15 protein-coding genes and 1 tRNA gene are annotated in these 17,920 nt (G+C 57.3%); 9 read left to right on the top strand and 7 right to left on the bottom strand.

What is annotated here, in order from left to right; genetic code table 11:
* Window positions 1-99: 99 nt before the first annotated feature.
* Complete coding sequence (hisG, locus tag ACVWY8_RS10755; RefSeq protein WP_011433162.1) at window positions 100-807, bottom strand: ATP phosphoribosyltransferase; 708 nt, start codon at window positions 805-807, stop codon at window positions 100-102.
* Window positions 808-1,109: 302 nt separating this feature from the next.
* On the opposite strand from hisG, the gene ACVWY8_RS10750 reads away from it, so the two are divergent.
* The 3 genes from ACVWY8_RS10750 (at window position 1,110) to ACVWY8_RS10740 (ending at window position 3,761) form a co-directional block, all read left to right on the top strand.
* The gene (locus ACVWY8_RS10750) at window positions 1,110-2,231 is read left to right on the top strand and encodes a sugar phosphate nucleotidyltransferase (RefSeq protein ID WP_457394736.1); all 1,122 of its coding nucleotides are present in this window, start codon (window positions 1,110-1,112) and stop codon (window positions 2,229-2,231) included.
* Window positions 2,209-2,955: a GvpL/GvpF family gas vesicle protein gene (locus ACVWY8_RS10745; protein WP_011433160.1), complete on the top strand. Its 747-nt coding sequence runs from the start codon at window positions 2,209-2,211 to the stop codon at window positions 2,953-2,955. Before ACVWY8_RS10750 ends, ACVWY8_RS10745 begins: the two co-directional genes overlap by 23 nt.
* A 143-nt stretch (window positions 2,956-3,098) precedes the next feature.
* Window positions 3,099-3,761 (top strand): hypothetical protein, encoded by a 663-nt coding sequence (locus ACVWY8_RS10740; protein WP_457394733.1) that lies wholly within the window; start codon window positions 3,099-3,101, stop codon window positions 3,759-3,761.
* Window positions 3,762-3,849: 88 nt separating this feature from the next.
* On the opposite strand, the gene ACVWY8_RS10735 is transcribed toward ACVWY8_RS10740, so the two are convergent.
* A complete protein-coding gene (locus ACVWY8_RS10735; protein WP_414351871.1) occupies window positions 3,850-4,092 on the bottom strand; it encodes a hypothetical protein in 243 nt (80 codons plus the stop codon).
* Window positions 4,093-4,262: 170 nt separating this feature from the next.
* On the opposite strand from ACVWY8_RS10735, the gene pyk reads away from it, so the two are divergent.
* From pyk to ACVWY8_RS10710, 5 genes are all read left to right on the top strand, one after another.
* The gene (gene pyk, locus ACVWY8_RS10730; protein ID WP_414383314.1) at window positions 4,263-6,122 is read left to right on the top strand and encodes a pyruvate kinase; all 1,860 of its coding nucleotides are present in this window, start codon (window positions 4,263-4,265) and stop codon (window positions 6,120-6,122) included.
* Window positions 6,123-6,260: 138 nt separating this feature from the next.
* Window positions 6,261-6,491 (top strand): DUF4327 family protein, encoded by a 231-nt coding sequence (locus ACVWY8_RS10725; protein ID WP_414342658.1) that lies wholly within the window; start codon window positions 6,261-6,263, stop codon window positions 6,489-6,491.
* A gap of 151 nt (window positions 6,492-6,642) precedes the next feature.
* Window positions 6,643-8,925 carry a RelA/SpoT family protein gene (locus ACVWY8_RS10720; protein WP_457394730.1) on the top strand — a complete coding sequence of 761 codons (2,283 nt, stop codon included), beginning with the start codon at window positions 6,643-6,645 and terminating at the stop codon, window positions 8,923-8,925.
* Window positions 8,926-9,666: 741 nt separating this feature from the next.
* Window positions 9,667-11,043, top strand: coding sequence for a DNA polymerase III subunit beta (dnaN, locus tag ACVWY8_RS10715; RefSeq protein WP_457394728.1), 1,377 nt, complete (start codon window positions 9,667-9,669; stop codon window positions 11,041-11,043).
* Window positions 11,044-11,175: 132 nt separating this feature from the next.
* A complete protein-coding gene (locus ACVWY8_RS10710; RefSeq protein ID WP_457394762.1) occupies window positions 11,176-12,393 on the top strand; it encodes an RNA-guided endonuclease InsQ/TnpB family protein in 1,218 nt (405 codons plus the stop codon).
* Between the two features lie 90 nt (window positions 12,394-12,483).
* Here ACVWY8_RS10710 and ACVWY8_RS10705 read toward each other — a convergent pair whose 3' ends face one another.
* The 5 genes from ACVWY8_RS10705 to rpsB all read right to left on the bottom strand — a co-directional run bounded on the left by ACVWY8_RS10705 (window position 12,484) and on the right by rpsB (window position 17,353).
* Complete coding sequence (locus ACVWY8_RS10705; RefSeq protein WP_414380595.1) at window positions 12,484-12,675, bottom strand: hypothetical protein; 192 nt, start codon at window positions 12,673-12,675, stop codon at window positions 12,484-12,486.
* A 26-nt stretch (window positions 12,676-12,701) separates the two neighbouring features.
* The gene (queG, locus tag ACVWY8_RS10700; protein ID WP_457394725.1) at window positions 12,702-13,703 is read right to left on the bottom strand and encodes a tRNA epoxyqueuosine(34) reductase QueG; all 1,002 of its coding nucleotides are present in this window, start codon (window positions 13,701-13,703) and stop codon (window positions 12,702-12,704) included.
* Between the two features lie 2 nt (window positions 13,704-13,705).
* Window positions 13,706-15,121: an amidohydrolase gene (locus ACVWY8_RS10695; protein ID WP_457394722.1), complete on the bottom strand. Its 1,416-nt coding sequence runs from the start codon at window positions 15,119-15,121 to the stop codon at window positions 13,706-13,708.
* Window positions 15,122-15,622: 501 nt separating this feature from the next.
* Complete coding sequence (gene tsf / locus ACVWY8_RS10690) at window positions 15,623-16,414, bottom strand: translation elongation factor Ts (protein ID WP_457394759.1); 792 nt, start codon at window positions 16,412-16,414, stop codon at window positions 15,623-15,625.
* Window positions 16,415-16,558: 144 nt separating this feature from the next.
* A complete protein-coding gene (gene rpsB, locus ACVWY8_RS10685) occupies window positions 16,559-17,353 on the bottom strand; it encodes a 30S ribosomal protein S2 (RefSeq protein ID WP_011433146.1) in 795 nt (264 codons plus the stop codon).
* A gap of 290 nt (window positions 17,354-17,643) precedes the next feature.
* On the opposite strand from rpsB, the gene ACVWY8_RS10680 reads away from it, so the two are divergent.
* Window positions 17,644-17,717, top strand: a tRNA-Pro gene (locus tag ACVWY8_RS10680).
* The last annotated feature ends 203 nt before the right edge of the window (window positions 17,718-17,920 follow it).

Genomic DNA, 17,920 nt, shown 5'->3' with positions numbered 1-17,920 from the left:
CGAAAAACCTTTTTTGAATCTGAACGCTGCTGGGGGAAATAAGCCCGAATGCCCCCATTGTACGCAATCGTGATCCCCCTCAGAGGAAGTGCCTCAAAATTAGCCACCCACCAACAGGGATCCCAGCCAGCGTTCCCGAATCTGGGTGATCAACTCGCGGATAGGCTGTTGGTTGACACGGTAGCTGATGGGATGGGCAATCAGGCGAGCTGTACTCTCGAATAGGCAGTCTCGCTCAATCAGGCCGTTTTCCCTCAGGGTGCGCCCTGTGGCTACCAAGTCGACGATGGCATCGGCCATGCCGGTGAGGGGGGCCAACTCCACCGAACCATAGAGAGAGATAAGCTCCACCGGCAAATCCAGGCGGTCAAAATACTCCCGGGCGCAGCCGACAAACTTAGAAGCCACGCGGGCATGAGCAGGCAACTGAGCTGCCGAGTGGTAGGGGCTATCTTGGGGAAGGGCCACCGACATGCGACAGTGGCCAAATTGGAGATCCAACAGGTGGGCCACCCGCGCTTCGGTGCCGGCATAGCGCTCCCGCAAGACGTCGTAGCCGACAATGCCCAACTGCGCCTGCCCGTACTCCACGTACACCGGCACATCGTGAGTGCGCACCAGCAGCGCTTCGTAGCGTTGTCCGTTCAGCCGGGTGGGGGATTCAATCCGCAGCAGGCGATTGCCGGGATCCAAAAAACGGCTGAAATCGATCCCCACCTGCTGCAGGCATTGAATGGCCTCAGGCAGCAAGGCCCCCTTGGCCAGAGCAATCGTGATGGGTGGGCTGTCGGGACGGCCATCCAGCATCTTTTTCAGGATCTACTACATTTGTTCTGATACATCCGTCTGAATCTTGGGCCAGGAGCAATCAATGTAAGAATGCTGGGATCCCCGTCTGCCGGGTGGAACTCTCAGGAGAGACGGGGCAAAACGAGGGGCTCAGGGGAAACCCTTGGCGAAATGCCCAGAAGAGCAAGCCCCCTTGATTGTAGGGGATCGGAATCCCAGCAGCGATTCCCCAGCCTCTTGAAAGCCCCGCCGGTTCTCTGGAATGCCGATCCTGGGATGATAAAGTCAGAGCACGGTTAGCCCGGAGGAGTGACGACGGCATGAAAGCCATGATCCTGGCAGCAGGCAAAGGCACGCGGGTGCGGCCCATCACCTACATGATGCCGAAGCCGATGATCCCCATTTTGCACAAGCCTGTCATGGAATTTTTGGTGGAGCTGCTGCGGGAACACGGCTTCGACCAGATCATGGTCAACACCAGCCACTTGGCCCACCAAATCGAAGACTACTTTCGAGATGGGCAGCAATGGGGGGTTCACATCGGCTTTTCCTTCGAAGGCCATTTTGAGAACGGCCAGCCGGTGGCCGAACCTCTGGGCTCCGCTGGCGGTATGCGCAAGATCCAGGATTTCTCCGGATTTTTCGACAGTACCTTTGTGGTGCTCTGTGGGGATGCCCTGATCGACCTGAACCTCACGCAGATCGTCAACTTCCACAAATCCAAGGGAGCGCTGGCCACTGTGGTCCTGCGGCAGGTGGATCCCAGCCAGGTCTCCAGCTATGGGGTGGTAGTCACCGACGAGACGGGTCGCATCACTGCTTTCCAAGAAAAGCCTAGGCGGGAAGAGGCCCTCGGCCACACCATCAACACCGGCATCTATGTTTTCGAGCCGGAAGTGTTCGACTACATTCCCCCTGGCTGCCCCTACGACATCGGCAGCGATCTCTTCCCGGCCTTGGTGAAAGCGGGTGCCCCCTTTTATGGGATCACGGCTGACTTTCAGTGGGTGGACATTGGCCGCACCCACGACTACTGGCTGGCAGTGCAAAAAGTGCTGCGCGGCGAGATCAAGGGGGTCAAGGTGCCTGGGATCCAGATTCAACCCGGCGTATGGACGGGGATCAACATCCGCGCCAACTGGGATCGCATCCACATCGAGCCACCGGTCTACATCGGGGCCAGCAGCCATTTGGCGGACGGGGTCAAACTCATCGGCCCCACGGCAATTGGCTACGGATGTGTGTTGAATGAAGGGTGTACGCTGGATGGCAGCTTGATTTTTAACTACACCCAGATTGCGGCAGGCGTGACCCTACGCCACCAGATGGTGATGGGTCGCTACTGCATTTCCTCGGATGGCAATGCCATCGACACCGAAGAGTCCAACCTCACGTGGCTGATCGGAGATGCCCGCAGCAATGCCAACGGCAAATCCCCATAGCGCCCTCTACCTCTACGGGATCGTCGCTGCCCCTGGCCCGCGTCATCTGAGTGTGGTGGGGCTGGACAAGCAGCCGGTGCAGGTTCATGGGCTGGGATCCCTGGCCTTCTTGTACTCCCAGGCTCGACAGGAGCGCTACCTGGCCAGCCGGGCCAACTTGCTCGCCCATGAGGCCGTGCTGGAAAAAGTGATGAACGAGGGACACCGGGCTCTGCTGCCTCTGCAATTTGGCCTGGTGGTGAGCGGCTGGGAGCAGGTGGAACGGGACTTGGTGCAGCCCCGCTTGGCGGATCTGCTGGCTCTGCTGGAGCGCCTGGAGGGCAAGCGGGAGGTGGGAGTCAAAGTCTTCTGGGATCCCGAGCAGGAGCTCAAGCTGGGGCTAGAGGAAAACCCTGCCCTCAAAGCTCGGCGAGACGAAATGGCCGGCGCTCCTCTGGGGCTGGACGCGGTAGTCGAGATCGGACGGGCTCTGGAGCAGCTCTTAGAGCAGCGACGTCAGCGCATTGCCCAGACCTTTACAGCAGCCCTCAGCCCCTTGGCCAGCGACCGCGTAGAAGGAGATCTGCTCACCGAAAACATGGCCTACAACGGCTCGTTTTTGATCAATTGGGAAGATGAGCCGGTTTTTGCCCAAAAAGTAGAGGAGCTAGACCAGACCTTCCAGGGGCGGCTGCGCATTCGCTACAACAACTTCACCGCTCCCTACAATTTCGTCAAACTTTGACACACTCAGCTGTATTGGGTCACTTCTCTACAAAAGACAAGAGGAGACCGCTCGGCTGAATGGTCGAAGGCAGGGATCCTTTTGGAAATCTGCTCAGGTATTGTGGGGATGGGCGCTGCAGTCTGTAAGCCGAGGGAGACGGTATGGGGTTGCTTATTTTTATCTTGTTTTTAGCTCTGGCTGCCGGGATCTTGGCTCTAGCCCTTTACCACGAAAAGAAACGTCGAGAAGCTCTGGAGCGGGTAGCTGCACAGCTAGGAATGCGCTTTTCTGCCCAGTTGCCTGAAGAGATTCGATCTCGCTTGTTGCAAGCAGGCTTTGGACTGTTTGAACGAGGCCATGGGCGGCGTTTCTATAATTCGATGTCCAAGCGGCTGATCGATGGCACTGAGATTACCGTTTTTGATTACCAATACACCCGCGGCAGTGGCAAGAGTTCTAGCACTTATCGCCAGTCCGTCTTCTACGCCTATCACGAGGATCTTCATCTGCCCCGTTTTCGGCTGCACCCCGAAAATGCCCTTTTCCATGGCATCGCCAAAGCTTTTGGCATGCAAGATATCAATTTCGAGAGCCACCCTAAGTTTTCTCGGAGCTATCTCTTGCGAGGACAGGATGAAGCCCAAGTTCGGCTACGTTTTCATCCCGGCGTCCTCAGTTTTTTGGAGCAATATCCCAACTATTGTGCCGAAGGGGCCGGCGCCCACCTCATTCTCTGGCAGAATGACCGACAGGTGAATCCCGAAGAGATAGCAAAATGGATGCGCTTGGGGGAAGAGTTGACTCAACGGCTGCGGCGTATGTAGTAGCAGAGCCTACGGCCCCCCGCCGCGAACGGTCAACCTCGGCCTAAACCTCACCCCAAGAGGGTGCGCTGCAATCTCAAGAACCTCTCTACTGAGCGCCGAGGGCCGCCAACAAATCATCTGCCAACAACACAGCCGTATAGACCAAAGCCTGTCGTTGCTCAGGAGACAAATCGCCGACGGGAGTCTGGGGATTGCTCACGATACCCTGCAGTACTCTGCTGGCTATGTATTCCCGCTTGGAAACCCCTGGGCTGGAGATGGTGGGGTTATCCAGAGAGAACTTCTGATGGTGCTCGAAGGGGAAGGCGTATTCGGGGGCAACCGGCATCGCTCGACTCCAGATGGATCTCTACACTCTGCTTTGCCTATTTTCCCATCCTCTCTCGCTGGGGATTTTAAAAAAGCGGTGCCTCAAAAAAGACATAACGGGTTATCGTAATCAGAGAGATCCCTATGTGGGGGAAGGATCTGGGCTGCTCTCCCTTGGGAACAGTGGACATGCATTTGAGGGATTCTTTTCGACGCACCAAAATTGTTGCCACCATCGGCCCTGCCAGCTCAAATCCAGCCATTCTCAGGGAGATGATCCTGCAAGGGGCAACCACCCTTCGCCTGAACTTCTCCCATGGGGATCACGAGCTACACCGCCGCAGCATTCGCCTGATCCGCCAAACCGCGATGGATCTGGGCATCCAGGTCGCCATTTTGCAAGACCTGCAGGGGCCCAAAATCCGCCTGGGCAAGTTCGCCGAAGGCTCGATCACCCTCAAGGCAGGGGATCCCTTTGTGTTGACCAGCAAACCTGTCTTGGGATCCCAAGAGCGCAGCTGGGTCACCTACGACAAGCTGGCCCAAGAAGTGCCCGAAGGAGCGACGATCCTCATCGACGATGGTCGAGTGGAGATGCGGGTGGAAGCCGTGGATCCGGAAGCGGGCGAACTCTTCTGCCGCACCATTGTCGGGGGTACCCTCTCCAACAACAAGGGGGTCAATTTCCCCGGTGTGCGCCTGAGCATCCGCGCCGTGACCCCAAAGGATAAAGAAGATCTCTACTTCGGCCTCAACCAAGGGGTGGATTGGGTGGCCCTCAGCTTTGTGCGGGATCCCTCTGATGTGCTGGAGCTGCGGGAGCTCATTGCCTCAGCCAAACGGCCTTCTTCCGGCTCAGCCGACAAGCGGGTACCCATCATCGTCAAGATCGAGAAACACGAGGCCATTGAACAGCTGCCCCAGATTTTGGCCCTCAGCGACGGTGTGATGGTGGCGCGGGGAGATCTGGGGGTAGAGCTGCCTGCGGAAGAGGTGCCGATCCTGCAGAAGCGGGTGATCGCCCTGGCCAACTCCCTGGGGATCCCGGTAATTACGGCCACCCAAATGCTGGACAGCATGGTGCACAGCCCCCGGCCTACCCGTGCCGAAATCTCCGATGTGGCCAACGCCATTTTGGATGGCACCGATGCCGTCATGCTCTCCAACGAGACGGCTGTGGGCAAATACCCTGTCGAGGCCGTTGCCACCATGGCCCGCATTGCCGTGCGCACCGAGCGCGATTACTTTGACCTGACCTCCGCCGACCGACGACAACGCCTTCGCACCCTTGCCATGCAGGAGCTGAGCCAAAACAACGGCAACAGTCCTGCCGGGATGCGGCCCAAAACCCTGATCACCGACTCGATTAGCCGCGCCGTGGGGGAGATCGCCCAAGAGTTGGATGCCGTAGCCGTGATGACCCTGACCAAAACAGGGGCTACTGCTCGCAATGTCTCTAAGTTTCGCCCCCGCACTCCCATCCTAGCCGTAACCCCCCATGTGGAAGTGGCACGGCGGCTGCAGTTGGTTTGGGGGGTACATCCGCTGTTGGTTATGGATTTGGCCACCACCCGCCAGACCTTTCAAGCGGCCATCAGCTTGGCTCAGGAAGATGGCTTGCTCAAGGACGGCGACTTGGTGGTGCTCAGTGCAGGAACCCTGCCAGGGGTTGCGGGATCCACCGACCTGATCAAGGTGGATGTGGTGAAAGCGGTGGTGGCTCAAGGCAAAGGGTTTGGCAAGGGCATTGTCAGCGGCCCGGCCCGCATCCTGAGATCCAGCCTCGATGCCGGCAAAATCACCGCCGGAGACATTTTGGTTGCCCAATCCACCGACGCCAACTATGTGGAGGCCATCAAACAGGCAGCCGGCGTGATTACCGAAGAAGAGGGAGCCTCCTCTCATGCGGCGGTCATTGGCCTGCGGCTGGGGGTGCCGGTGCTGGTGGGGGTCAAGGATGCTACCCGCTTAATCCGGGATGGATCTATCGTCACTCTGAACCCAGAAAAAGGCATAGTGACCGCAGGAGCCGATGGCTTGGGCTTTTAAGCGGGCCTTAAGGTTGCCTGCAATACAAACTTGTATCTCTTGCTACGAAACGAGACCCAGTTCTATGATGGGGGTAGCGAGGCAAGATTTTCCCTGACCCTTCGGTGCGTCCCATCCATTCCACGTGTAGGTTAAGCTATGCCCACTTTACAAGCCACCCACTATGCGGTTGAGGCCATCCAGGAGGAAGCTCGTCGCCTCATTCAGCAGGGGGTCTTACGCCGCTCTGCAGCCATTGCCCACCTGCAACCCTTTTTCCCGCAGCGGGAGTGGCAGGCGATTGCCCAAGAGCTGGAGTTGCAAGACTACTGCCCCTCGGATCCCCTCTGCGATTTGATCGGCAACTGCGAGGAGTGGAGCGAAGACTAAGCCTCGATCTGCCGAGGATGGCAAGCGGTCGGCGTTGGCAGACAGCCAATGCCTCTTTTTATTCCAGCCGTTTTTTCCTCCTCTAATCTGTCGGCGGTTAAGCTGGATGAACTATAGTCAGTAATCAAACATCCCTTTTCGCCGGGTTCGCATGGGTCAGACGGCTGTCATTGCCACCTCAGATGGAGGTCTCGACCTGAATAGCCTCGGTTTTGAGGTGCCAGGGTGGCTGCGTGCTCTGCTTTCCGGTGCCGAGGATCCCGGCGATGGGTTGCGGCCCTACACGGCTGAAGAAGCCGATCTGCTGCGCCATGCCTTTGAGTTTTCCTATTGTTTGCATCAGGGCCAAAAACGCAAATCGGGGGATCCCTACATTGCCCATCCGGTAGCCGTGGCTACTCTCCTGCGGGAGCTGGGGGGAGATGCGGTGACAGTGGCAGCCGGCCTTTTGCACGATGTTGTCGAAGATACAGAAGTTACTCTAGAGGCCCTGGAAGCCGAATTTGGCTCTGAAGTTCGCCTACTGGTAGAAGGAGTTACCAAACTCTCTAAGTTCAATTTCTCCAGCAAAACCGAGCAGCAAGCGGAAAATTTCCGCCGCATGTTTGTGGCCATGGCCAAAGATATTCGAGTCATCGTGGTCAAGCTGGCGGATCGCTTACACAACATGCGCACGCTGCAGTATCTCTCCCCCAGTAAGCAACGGCAAATTGCAGCCGAAACCATGGAAATTTTCGCCCCTTTGGCCAACCGGCTGGGGATCTGGCATTTCAAATGGGAACTGGAAGACTTGGCTTTTAAGTATCTGGACTACGAGGCTTACCGGAAGATTCAGGAATTGGTCAACGCCAAGCGCGCCGAGCGAGAGGCCGAGATCCAAGCTTTTATCGAAGAGCTGCGGCAGAACCTTCTTCAAGCGGGACTGGAACGCTTTGAGATCAGCGGACGGCCCAAACATTTGTACAGCATCTATCGCAAGATGCAGCAGCAGCACAAAGAATTTCACGAGATTTACGATCTCTCAGCAGTTCGGGTAATCGTACATACCAACAGCGAGTGCTATCGGGTGCTGGCAGTCGTTCACAACTGCTTTCGCCCCATCCCTGGGCGTTTCAAAGACTACATTGGTCTGCCCAAGGCCAATCGTTACCAATCTTTGCATACGGCGGTGATTGGCCCGCAGGGAAGACCGGTGGAGGTGCAGATCCGCACCGAAGAGATGCACCGCGTGGCTGAGTACGGGATCGCCGCCCACTGGAAGTACAAGGAGGCCGGCAGCACCACTGTCAAGCCCGACGAGGAGCGCTTCACCTGGCTGCGACAGCTCTTGGAGTGGCAAAACGACCTCAAAGACGACAAAGAGTATCTGGACACCCTTCGCGAGAATCTGTTTGAGAGCGAGGTTTACGTTTTCACGCCCAAGGGGGACTTGCTGGCCCTGCCCCAGGGATCCTGTCCGGTGGACTTCGCCTATCGCATCCACTCCGAAATTGGGGATCACTGTGCAGGAGCGCGGGTAAACAACAAGATCGTGCCCCTGGATACCCGCCTGCGCAACGGCGACATTGTGCAGATCATCACGCACAAAAATGCCCATCCCAGCCTGGACTGGATCAATTTCGTTGCCACCAGCTCTGCCCGCAATCGCATTCGCCAATGGTTTAAGCGCTCAAATCGTGAGCAAAACATCGCGCGGGGCCGGCATTTACTGGAGCGGGAACTTGGCAAAACGGGCTTTGATGCCCTGCTCAAATCAGAGCGGATGCAGAAGGTAGCCGAAAAGCTCAACTACGCCAGCGTAGAGGATTTGTTGGCCGCTCTGGGTTATGGCGAGACGACCCCCACGCTGGTGATCCATCGGCTACAGGAGGTCAGCAAACCGGCAGTATCCCCCCCTACAGAGGAGGAATCGCTTGAGGGATCCAAGCTGTTGTTGCCGCGGGCTTCTGCGGCTCCCAGTTCTATCAAATCCCAATCTCCCATTCTGGGGGTGGAGGGTCTGAAACACCAGTTGGCCAAGTGTTGTAATCCGCTGCCGGGGGATCCGATTTTGGGCGTAGTCACCCGCTTTAAGGGTATTAGTATCCACCATCAGGACTGTCCACGGGTGGCTCAGGTTTCGGGGGAACGCCTGGTGCCAGTACGCTGGAACGAAGAGCAACTGCGGCAGAGCACCCAGATCTACCCGGTAGAACTGCATCTGGAGGTTATCGACCGCGTTGGGGTGCTGCGGGACATTCTTTCCCGTCTATCGGATCAAGGCATTAATGTTCGCAATGCTAAGGTACAAACTTTTGCCAACCGCACCGCCCTGATCGATCTCTGTATCGATGTACGTGATAAGAAACAGCTCACCCAGGTTCAAAGTCAACTGCGCCAGCTTTCTGACGTGATCGTGCTGCGCTCCCGCCATCACCAAAACGGATCCCGTTGACCTACGCCTGGCCCTTCGCGGGTACGGACTCTAGACCGCATCCCTATTGCGACTCGCTCCTGCAGCAGCCCAATTTTGGGTCAGGCGCTGTCCCATCCTCATCCTGACCTCCTTTGCCGCTTCTGGTGCGCAGAGCGCTTTCCCGCTCCTCTGGGGTCTTGCCAAAAATCCCGTGTCAGCTCACAGGTGGCCAGGCAAGGCCGACAAGCCCAGAGCAATATCCCAGGCTTTCTTCGACAGCCTGTGGAAAACCTGTGGAAATCCAGCGAAGCCCGCCCCAGCTCCGGTGGAATCCCCAGCCATATCTAGGGGAAAGGATTCACTACCTTAGGGGATCTCACACTGACTGTGCGTTAATTTTTATGAATTTGTCAGAAAACCATAACATTAGCCTGTGGAAAACCTGTGGAAAAACCTGGAAAATCTGTGGAAAACCTGTGGAAAAACCCCCCAAGTTATTAACAGGTATAAATACCCTGTGGAAAAGTGGCCAAGTTATCCACAGTTTTTCCACAGGTGGGGAATAGGCTCAAAAGCTCATGGCGCAAGGTGTTGACGATCACTTTCCACAGTTTCCACAGCCCCTACTACTACTAGATCAAAAAATTAAATTAGGCAGGGATCGAAATTTCAGATCTGTCCTACGCGCGAGGCAAATTTTCCAAAACTTGTCTGCAAGGGCAGGGATCCAACCGGGGCAGTCGGTGTAGGATCTGCGTGTGCAGCCCTCAAGTGCCCCCCATGGTGCAAGCTCAACGTCCTGTGGATCGAGAACTCGAGGCCGAGTCATTTGCGGCAGTGTTGCGCAGCAGCAAGACTGCAGCTCCTCAGCGTGGGGAGGGATACCTTGACGGGGCCGTGGACTCGTCTCCGGAGGGTTTCAGCTTCACCTGCGAGCAAGCCGATCTCAGCCACCACCTCGCTTCCGTTGGACGGGCTGTGGCCAGCCGCCCCGCCCTGCCCGTTTTGGCCAACGTGTTGGTAGAGGTCGATGCGGAAACTCAACGGGTTGCCCTCACTGCCTTTGACTTGAACTTGTGCATTCGCAGCGAGTTCGAGGCTCAGGTCAAGGGATCCGGTTGCACCACCCTGCCGGCCAAGCTGCTCAGCGACATCGTCAGCCGTCTGCCCAGCGGCCCAGTGACTCTTGACGCGAGCAGCCAAGCCCAGGAGAGTGCCCCTGTGATTCTCATGTCGGCAGCCGGCCAGTACCAAGTGCGCAGCATGTCGGCTGAAGAGTACCCCACCCTACCGGAAATATCGCTCCGCACCGCCGACGCAGATGGCGATTTTGTGGGGGAGGAAAGCCCAACAGCTCAGGCCCTGGAGCTGCCCATCGAGAGCCTGTTGCAAGGGATCGGCCAAACCCTTTTTGCGGCCTCTGGAGATGAGACCAAGCAGGTGCTCACAGGGGTGCATGTCAAGCTCTTGGCGGGGGATCCCCCTTGCCTGGAGTTTGCAGCCACCGATGGGCACCGTCTGGCGATGGTGCAGGTGGAGGCCGAAGGGATCCCGGTTGCTTCGGCCCATGGGGAAATAGGGTTGGATTTCACCATTCCCGCTCGCACTTTGCGAGAGGTGGAGCGCATCCTCGGCACCCAGACCGCGGCCTCTACGGTGGAATTGCGGTTTGACCGATCCCAGGTGCAGTTTGTGCTGCCTCCTCGCGCCAGCAAAACGCAGTGCCAACAGCGGATCACCAGCCGCCTTTTGGAGGGCCAATATCCCGACTACAACCGCCTGATTCCCAGGCAATTTGAGCGGCAGATAACCCTGGAGCGTCGGCCTTTGATTGAGTCGCTGGAACGGGTGGGAGTACTTGCTGCCCAAAGAAACGACATCGTCAAGTTCAATCTTTCTGCCGCAACCCAAACCCTGCGCATCAGCACCGAGGCGCCCGATGTGGGCAGTGGCGAGGAATCGTTGCCGGTGCAAATGTCCGGCCCTGACCTGGAGCTGGCCTTCAATGTGCGTTACCTGCTGGATGCCCTCAGGGTGTTTCATACGCAGCAGGTGAGCCTGGAGCTAAACGGCGCCACGCAGCCGGCCATCTGGAAGCCCCTTGGGGCAATGCGGCTCTGTTATTTGGTTATGCCGGTGCAGCTACGGGCTACCTAGTCTTAGGAGAGCTCCACCCAGCTCTAGTCCAAAACTCTCAAGGTCATCTCAGCTAGAAATCGCAGGAGCCCCGCACTGTACCCGTAGGGTCAGTGCCGGGAGGAATGCGCTTTGATGAAGTACAATGAACTTATGAGCCAAGTCCTGACCATATCCTGTAAGCTCAAGGCGTTCCCGTCACAAGCCGCCAAATTGGACGCGACGATGGATGTCTTTGTGCAGGCATTGAACTGGGTCAACCAGAACACGCCGGAGAAGATCGTCAACGCGGTTAAACTGCAATCCCTTTGCTACTACGAGATTCGAGCTCGGTTCGGCTTGTCCAGTAACTTGGCTCAACAGGTGTGCAGACGGGTGGCGGGCGCTCGCAAAGTGGCGAGACAGCGCAACCGTCCGGTTAAAGAGTTCAAGCGTAGGTTCGTTACCTACGATGCACGTATCTTCTCATTTCGCGAGAAAGACTGGACGGTGTCGCTGACCACGGTTGAAGGGAGAGAACGCTTTGAGCTAGCCATTGGTAACTACCAGAGGGGAATGCTGGCTGGCTCTAACCCCAAATCGGCCACCCTAGTCCAGCGGAAGGATGGCTCCTACTACATCCAGATTTGCGTAGAGAAAAAACCACCCAGGCAACAAGATACCGACAAGGTGATCGGGGTGGACTTGGGAAGGACAGATATTGCCCATACGTCAGAGGGGGACAACTGGAATGGACAGCAGTTGAACAGAGTCCGCGACCACTACTCCCGGTTGAGGGCGGTACTCCAACGCAAAGCCAGTAAGGGCACACGCAGTTCGCGGCGCAGATGCAGAGAACTGTTGCAACGGCTGTCTGGCAAGGAGAGACGCTTTCAGTCGCGTCAGCGTTGCGTAGCAAAAACGTGGGTCAATCATCGCATCTCCAAAGCTATTGTCTCTAGGGCAAAAGCTACCAACAGCGCTCTTGCTCTGGAAGACCTGACAGGGATCCGGGAAAGGGTCAATCAACAACCCCGCAGCAAAGCCGAGCGGCGTAGGACCAACAGTTGGGCGTTCTACCAACTACGTCAGTTTCTGGAGTACAAGGCGAGGGTTGCAGGGGTTTCTCTGATTCTTGTGCCGCCCGCCTACACGTCGCAGACCTGCCACCGGTGTTTGCACATCCATCCCGACCCTGCGCAATCCTACCGCAGTGGCAAGTCGTTCAAGTGTGGGCACTGTGGATGGGAAGGGGATGCGGATTTGAATGGTGCGAATGTGATTGCGCTCTTGGGGGCTGCCGTAAACCAGCCTAGAGGTCCGGGCTTGTTTTGTTCTCTGGTAGAGCAGAACAGGCTCAGGGCTACTGAAAGCCCGCTCCGTACCGCTTAGCGGTCGGAGCCGGGCAGTTTACGGAGTGTCCTAATCTAGCTTGAAATGACCGTGTTTTAGGTGGGGCTACTGTGTTTGAGTCGATCCAGCTCAAACAAAGCGGTGGGTAAACTCCTGCACCAAGTCCACACGTCCTTTGCGCAAAACCGCTCCCACGAGAGCAAGACCATGGCGGCCCAGCACTGTGGCCTCAGAAAGAGGGTAGGGCATGTATGTTAGCTTGCGTCCCTGGCCCAGCGACAATAGCCCCACCATTTTCTGGCGCCGGCCTCGAGGCCGCAAGATCCTGCTAGGAAAGCGTATCCAAGTTAAGTAGAGGGGGCTTCCAAATCGTTGCTGCCAGCTGCAGAGCTGGAATTGCCTTCCAGGGCTGCTTGGGCGTTGCGGCGCAGGCGGTGGGCCTTGAGCCGGCGCAGGGCAGAGGCCGGAAACTTGTGGTCGAATTCCCGATCATCGATCCGGGCCAGCTCCTGGAGATCAGGGGCAACATTCCAAGAGTAGGGCTGAAAATCCGGGATCCGGCTGGGTTGGGCAAAGCGTTGGTTCCAAGGGCAGACCTCCTGGCAGATGTCACAGCCGGCCACCCAGTTGTGCAGGTTTTGGGCAATTTCTGCAGGGATCCGCTCGGCGTGGCTTTCTAGAGTGTGGTAGGCAACGCAGCGGCGGGAATCCACCACCCCTGGGCTGACGATGGCCTGCGTGGGGCAAGCCTCTAGGCAGCGGGTACAGGTGCCGCAGTGAGCGGTGTGGGGCTGGTCAGGGAGCAACGGCAGGGTGGTCAGGATCACTCCCAGAAACACCCAGGAGCCGTACTCGCGGGTGAGCAACAGGCTGTTTTTGCCGATCCAACCCAAGCCCGCCTGCATGGCCCAGGGCTTTTCCGCCACCGGGCCGGTATCCACGTAGAATCGACCCGTATGATTTGGGAACTGGGCTTGCATCCAGAGGTGGAGTTGTTTGAGCCGCCGTCCCAACACGCGGTGATAATCTCGCCCCCAGGCGTAGCGGGAGATCTTGCCCTTGCCGGGATCCTGGCTGTGGCGGATGGGGGTGTAGTAATTCAAAGCCACACAGACCAACGACTGCACCCCCGGCAGCACCCGCTCTGGATCCATTCGCCTAGGATCCGCCATCCAGGCCATGTCGGCGGCCATGCCTGCAGCCAGCCAAGCTTGCAGGCCCCGCAAGTCGGGGGGATCCTCTATGCTGGCAATGCCGACTTTGTCAAAACCCAGGGCCAGGGCCTGTCGTTTCACCTGCGCAGTGGCTCTGGCCCAGTCGACCTCTGAACCCGCAGGGATCCCTGCCATGGCTATGCCGGCAAACCCATCACGCGGCGGTAGCGGGCCTCCAGCTGTGCCACCTGCTGGGAGCGGCGGGAGGGATCCCAGGTGCTGTGGGCAAACAGATCCTGCCGCAGCTTGGCCACATCCACCGTCGTCACGGCTCCGCCGGACACCACCTGTTTTCCTCGCACCCAAACGCTATGCACTGCCTGGGTGGGCCGACCCAACACCAGCAGCCCAATGGGATCGGTACGGGGCAACAGCGACAGTTGGGTGAGATCGTACAGCACCAGATCCGCTTGCTTGCCCACTTCCAGGGATCCCATCTGATCCCCCAGGCCCAAGCCGATTGCCCCACCGCGGGAGGCCATCTCCACACTCTCGCGGGGCGAGATCCAGTGGCGGTAGTCGGGATCCGTGATGTTGTGCAGGATGGTGCCGATTTTGATGGCCTCCAGGAGATCCTGGGAATCGTTGCTGGCAGCCCCATCGCAGCCAAAGGCCACGTTCACCCCTGCCCGGCGGTATTTCAAGATGGGGGCAATGCCGCTGCCTAGGCGCAGGTTGCTCAGGGGGTTGTGAACAACGGTAGAGCCGGTGCGGGCCAAGATCTCGATATCGGCATCGCTGAGCCAGACGCAGTGGGCCAAGGAAGTTTTCCGGTCTAGGTAGCCCAAGCGCTCCAGATGCTCCACAGCACTACAGCCGTACTTTTCCTGGGCCAACATCTGCTGGGCGCGGGTTTCCAACAGGTGGGCGTGGCGGGGTAGGTCATACTTCTGGCTTAACTCCGCACAGCCCTTGAACAGCTCGTCTGAGCACAGTTGGATCCCTGTGGGAGCCACCATGAGGGTAATGCCCTCTTCTGGCCGGTGAAAGCGCTGCACCGCCTCTTCCACAATGGCCAGCACCTCTGCTGTGGAGAGGGGATAGGTTTCCGGCTCCCGATCCCAAGAGGAGCTGCTGGGCAACCCCCGAGAGAGAGCCTGATCCTGGATCAAGGGGCCCACGAAGGCGCGGATCCCGACTTCTCGGTAGGCCCGTACCGCCGCCTCAATGGTGGCCAACTCTTGGCCAGGGATCAGCACCAGATGATCCACCACCGAGGTGCCCCCCGTCAGCAGGGTTTCCACCGCCGTCCCCAGCGCGCTGAGATAGATTTTTTCCGGATCCGGCGGCGCATACTCGTGCAGTTGTGCCAGCCACAGCTCCAGCGGATAGGGCGGTATGATCCCTCGTTGCCACATTTCAGAAGAATGGGTGTGGGCATTGACAAAGCCCGGCAGCAAGAGTTGGTTACTGGCATCCAGTTCCAGGCTGTCTGCGCCCGTTGCAGGTAACCCTCTGCCTATAGCAGCAATCCGTTCCCCCTCGATTCGCACATCTGCGGTTTCGTAGCCGGTGGCGGTGGGAATTAACGCATTGCGTAAGATAAAACTCATGCCCGGGATCCAAAAAGGCCGTCCGCTACCTTAGCGTGCTGGAGTTAACCCTGCCAAGGCGGGAGGATCAGAACATTTGCATGCATAACCTAGCCTTTCCCCCAAGGGATACCCAAGCGTAGTGGTTATAGAACTGCCGACATAGAGCATGACTCTAATCAATAATAAGCTCAACTATACTGAAAATAATGTATAATATGTTCAGTACGGATTACTACCAGTTGATCTTTCTGTTTACTTTCGAGTCTGCCAACATGGTAGCCAAAGCAAAGCAGAAAATTGGTAGTAAGACGACACGGAAACTGCGCTTTGGGTATTCTACTCAAAGCTTTGCGGGATACCGCCATTCTGTTTGGAAACAAACAGAATGCTATCGCTGCATAGTTGAACAGTGATGTTCAGCAGTGTTCAGCGTAAATGTATCAGGTGCCCACACTCTCCATAACGCAGTTTCAACGCCTCTGCACCGCCGACATGGCCCTACAGCTCAGCCTTGACCGGCTATTTCTTTTTCTTGGCGGAGCCTTTTTTGGCCGGCTTGCTCTCGGCAGCAGGGGCCGGTTCTGGGGCAGGTTCTTCAGGAGGAGCGGGTGGAGTCTCTTCCACTTTGGGGGCCTCTGCCGGCTTGAGACCGGCTTGAGCGGCAACCTCAGCAGCAAAATCCACTTCTTCTTTCTCGATCCCCTCTCCCAGGACAAAGCGCACAAACCGCCGCACCCGAATGTTTTCCCCCAGTTTGGCAACGTGCTGCTTGACCAATTCCTCCACCGTGATCGAGGAATCTTTAATAAAGGGTTGATCCAACAGGGATAACTCTTTCAGGCGCTTTTCGATGCGACCTTGCACGATCTTCTCGCGTATGTTCTCCGGCTTATTGGCCAGATCTTCTTTGCCCATTTCAATGGCTTTTTCCCGCTCCACCACTTCGGCAGGAATCTGGTCAACGCTGACGTATTCTACGTTTTGGCAGGCGGCAATCTGCTTGGCGATGTCTTGCACCAATTTCTTGAAATCTTCGTTGCGGGCCACGAAGTCCGTCTCGCAGTTCACTTCCACCAACACCCCAATTCGATTGCCGAAGTGGATGTAGCTGTCAACTGCCCCCTCTGCCGCGACGCGACTGGCCTTTTTGGCTGCCCCTGCCAACCCTTTCTGTCGCAGCCAGGTGATGGCTTTCTCCATATCGCCACCGGAATCTTCCAGGGCTTTTTTGCAGTCCATCATGCCTGCGCCCGTCTTTTCGCGCAGCTCTTTGACCAGTTTGGCATCAATGCTCATGAGGGCTCCTCGAATGAAAGAACGGGAAGAATGTGGCGGGATATGAGTGAGAATGAGCGGGCTTCGGTAGAATTGTAAACCTAGATTTCAAGAATACACGCCTCTGGATAGGGAACAGGCAGGGAAGTGTCCGGATTGCACGGGATCCCTGCCCTCGGTCTAGCCTTCCTCGGCTTCTCCTTCTTCTTCGTCCTCCATGTCTTCCAGAATGTCGTCGTCCAGATCCATCGCCCCTTCGTAGTCGTACTCATCCTCCTCAACGGTGTCGAGCTGCCCATGCCGCCCTTCGTAGATGGCATCCGCCAACTTGCCTACAATCAGCTTAATCGCTCGAATGGCATCGTCGTTAGAGGGAATGAAGATATCGCTGAGATCGGGGTCGCAGTTGGTGTCCAGCAGTGAGATGATCGGGATGTTCAGCTTAATACATTCCTGAACGGCGTTGGCCTCCCGCCGCTGATCGACGATGATCACCGCATCGGGGAGCTTGCGCATGGTTTTAATGCCGCCCAAGTACTTTTCCAACCTGGCCAACTCTCGCCGCAGACGGCTGGCCTCTTGTTTGGGCAGGCGATCCAGAAGACCACTGCTCTCCATCTCCTCAATTTCTTTGAGGCGGTCGATGCGGGTTTTGATGGTGGCCCAGTTGGTGAGCATACCCCCCAACCAGCGCTGGTTGACATAGTAGCTGCCACAGCGACGAGCCTCTTGAGCGATGATCCCGGCAGCTTGCCGTTTGGTGCCCACAAACAGGAAGCGCCAACCCCTGTCAGCAGCATCCCGCACATACTCGTAGGCTTCGTTCAGATAGCGGGCCGTCTGCACCAAATCGATAATGTGGATGCCGTTCCGCTCGGTAAAGATGTAGGGCCGCATTTTCGGGTTCCAGCGGCTGGCCTTGTGGCCGAAGTGAACCCCTGCCTCCAACAGTTGAGGCAAACTGACTACGCTCATGAGTTTTTCCTCTCCTACGGGTTAGCCTCCGCCCGAACGGATCCCAGTTACGGCCTTCCCGCCGGTTACCTGCACAGAGCGCTCTACCCCCATTGGCAAGGAGCTCAGGAGCTGTTGCAGCAAACCGCGAAAGGGCTGTAAGGACACCCGGTGGTTCAGGCGTGTGATTTTTTAACAGCTTAACCAGGCTAGCATGTTTTCCACGGGATCCCGCAGCTTGGGGTTAACTCTGGCCGCGATCCGATGCTAGACTAGATAGGCACTTCATGGGCTTCTACCCGTAAGTGCGTCGGGGCGTAGCGCAGCTTGGTAGCGCACCACTTTGGGGTAGTGGGGGTCGTGGGTTCAAATCCCGCCGCTCCGATACTGAGTAATCAGGGGAGGGCTTGAGCCGGACAAAGCCCACTATGCCGGAAACTTTGAGGTACTTTGGCTCCGCTGTCAATCCCTTGCCATTGGCTCCGTTGATCGGCAGCCTTAAGAATCAGGTCACAAGCTTGGCCGGACAATATGGGCTCCCGGTTTTACGGTGCTGGATCCCGATGCGGAGCCGACCTTGAACAACAT

Source organism: Thermostichus sp. OS-CIW-32, from assembly GCF_054060415.1.
This window is presented reverse-complemented; position numbering and strand designations above follow the sequence as displayed.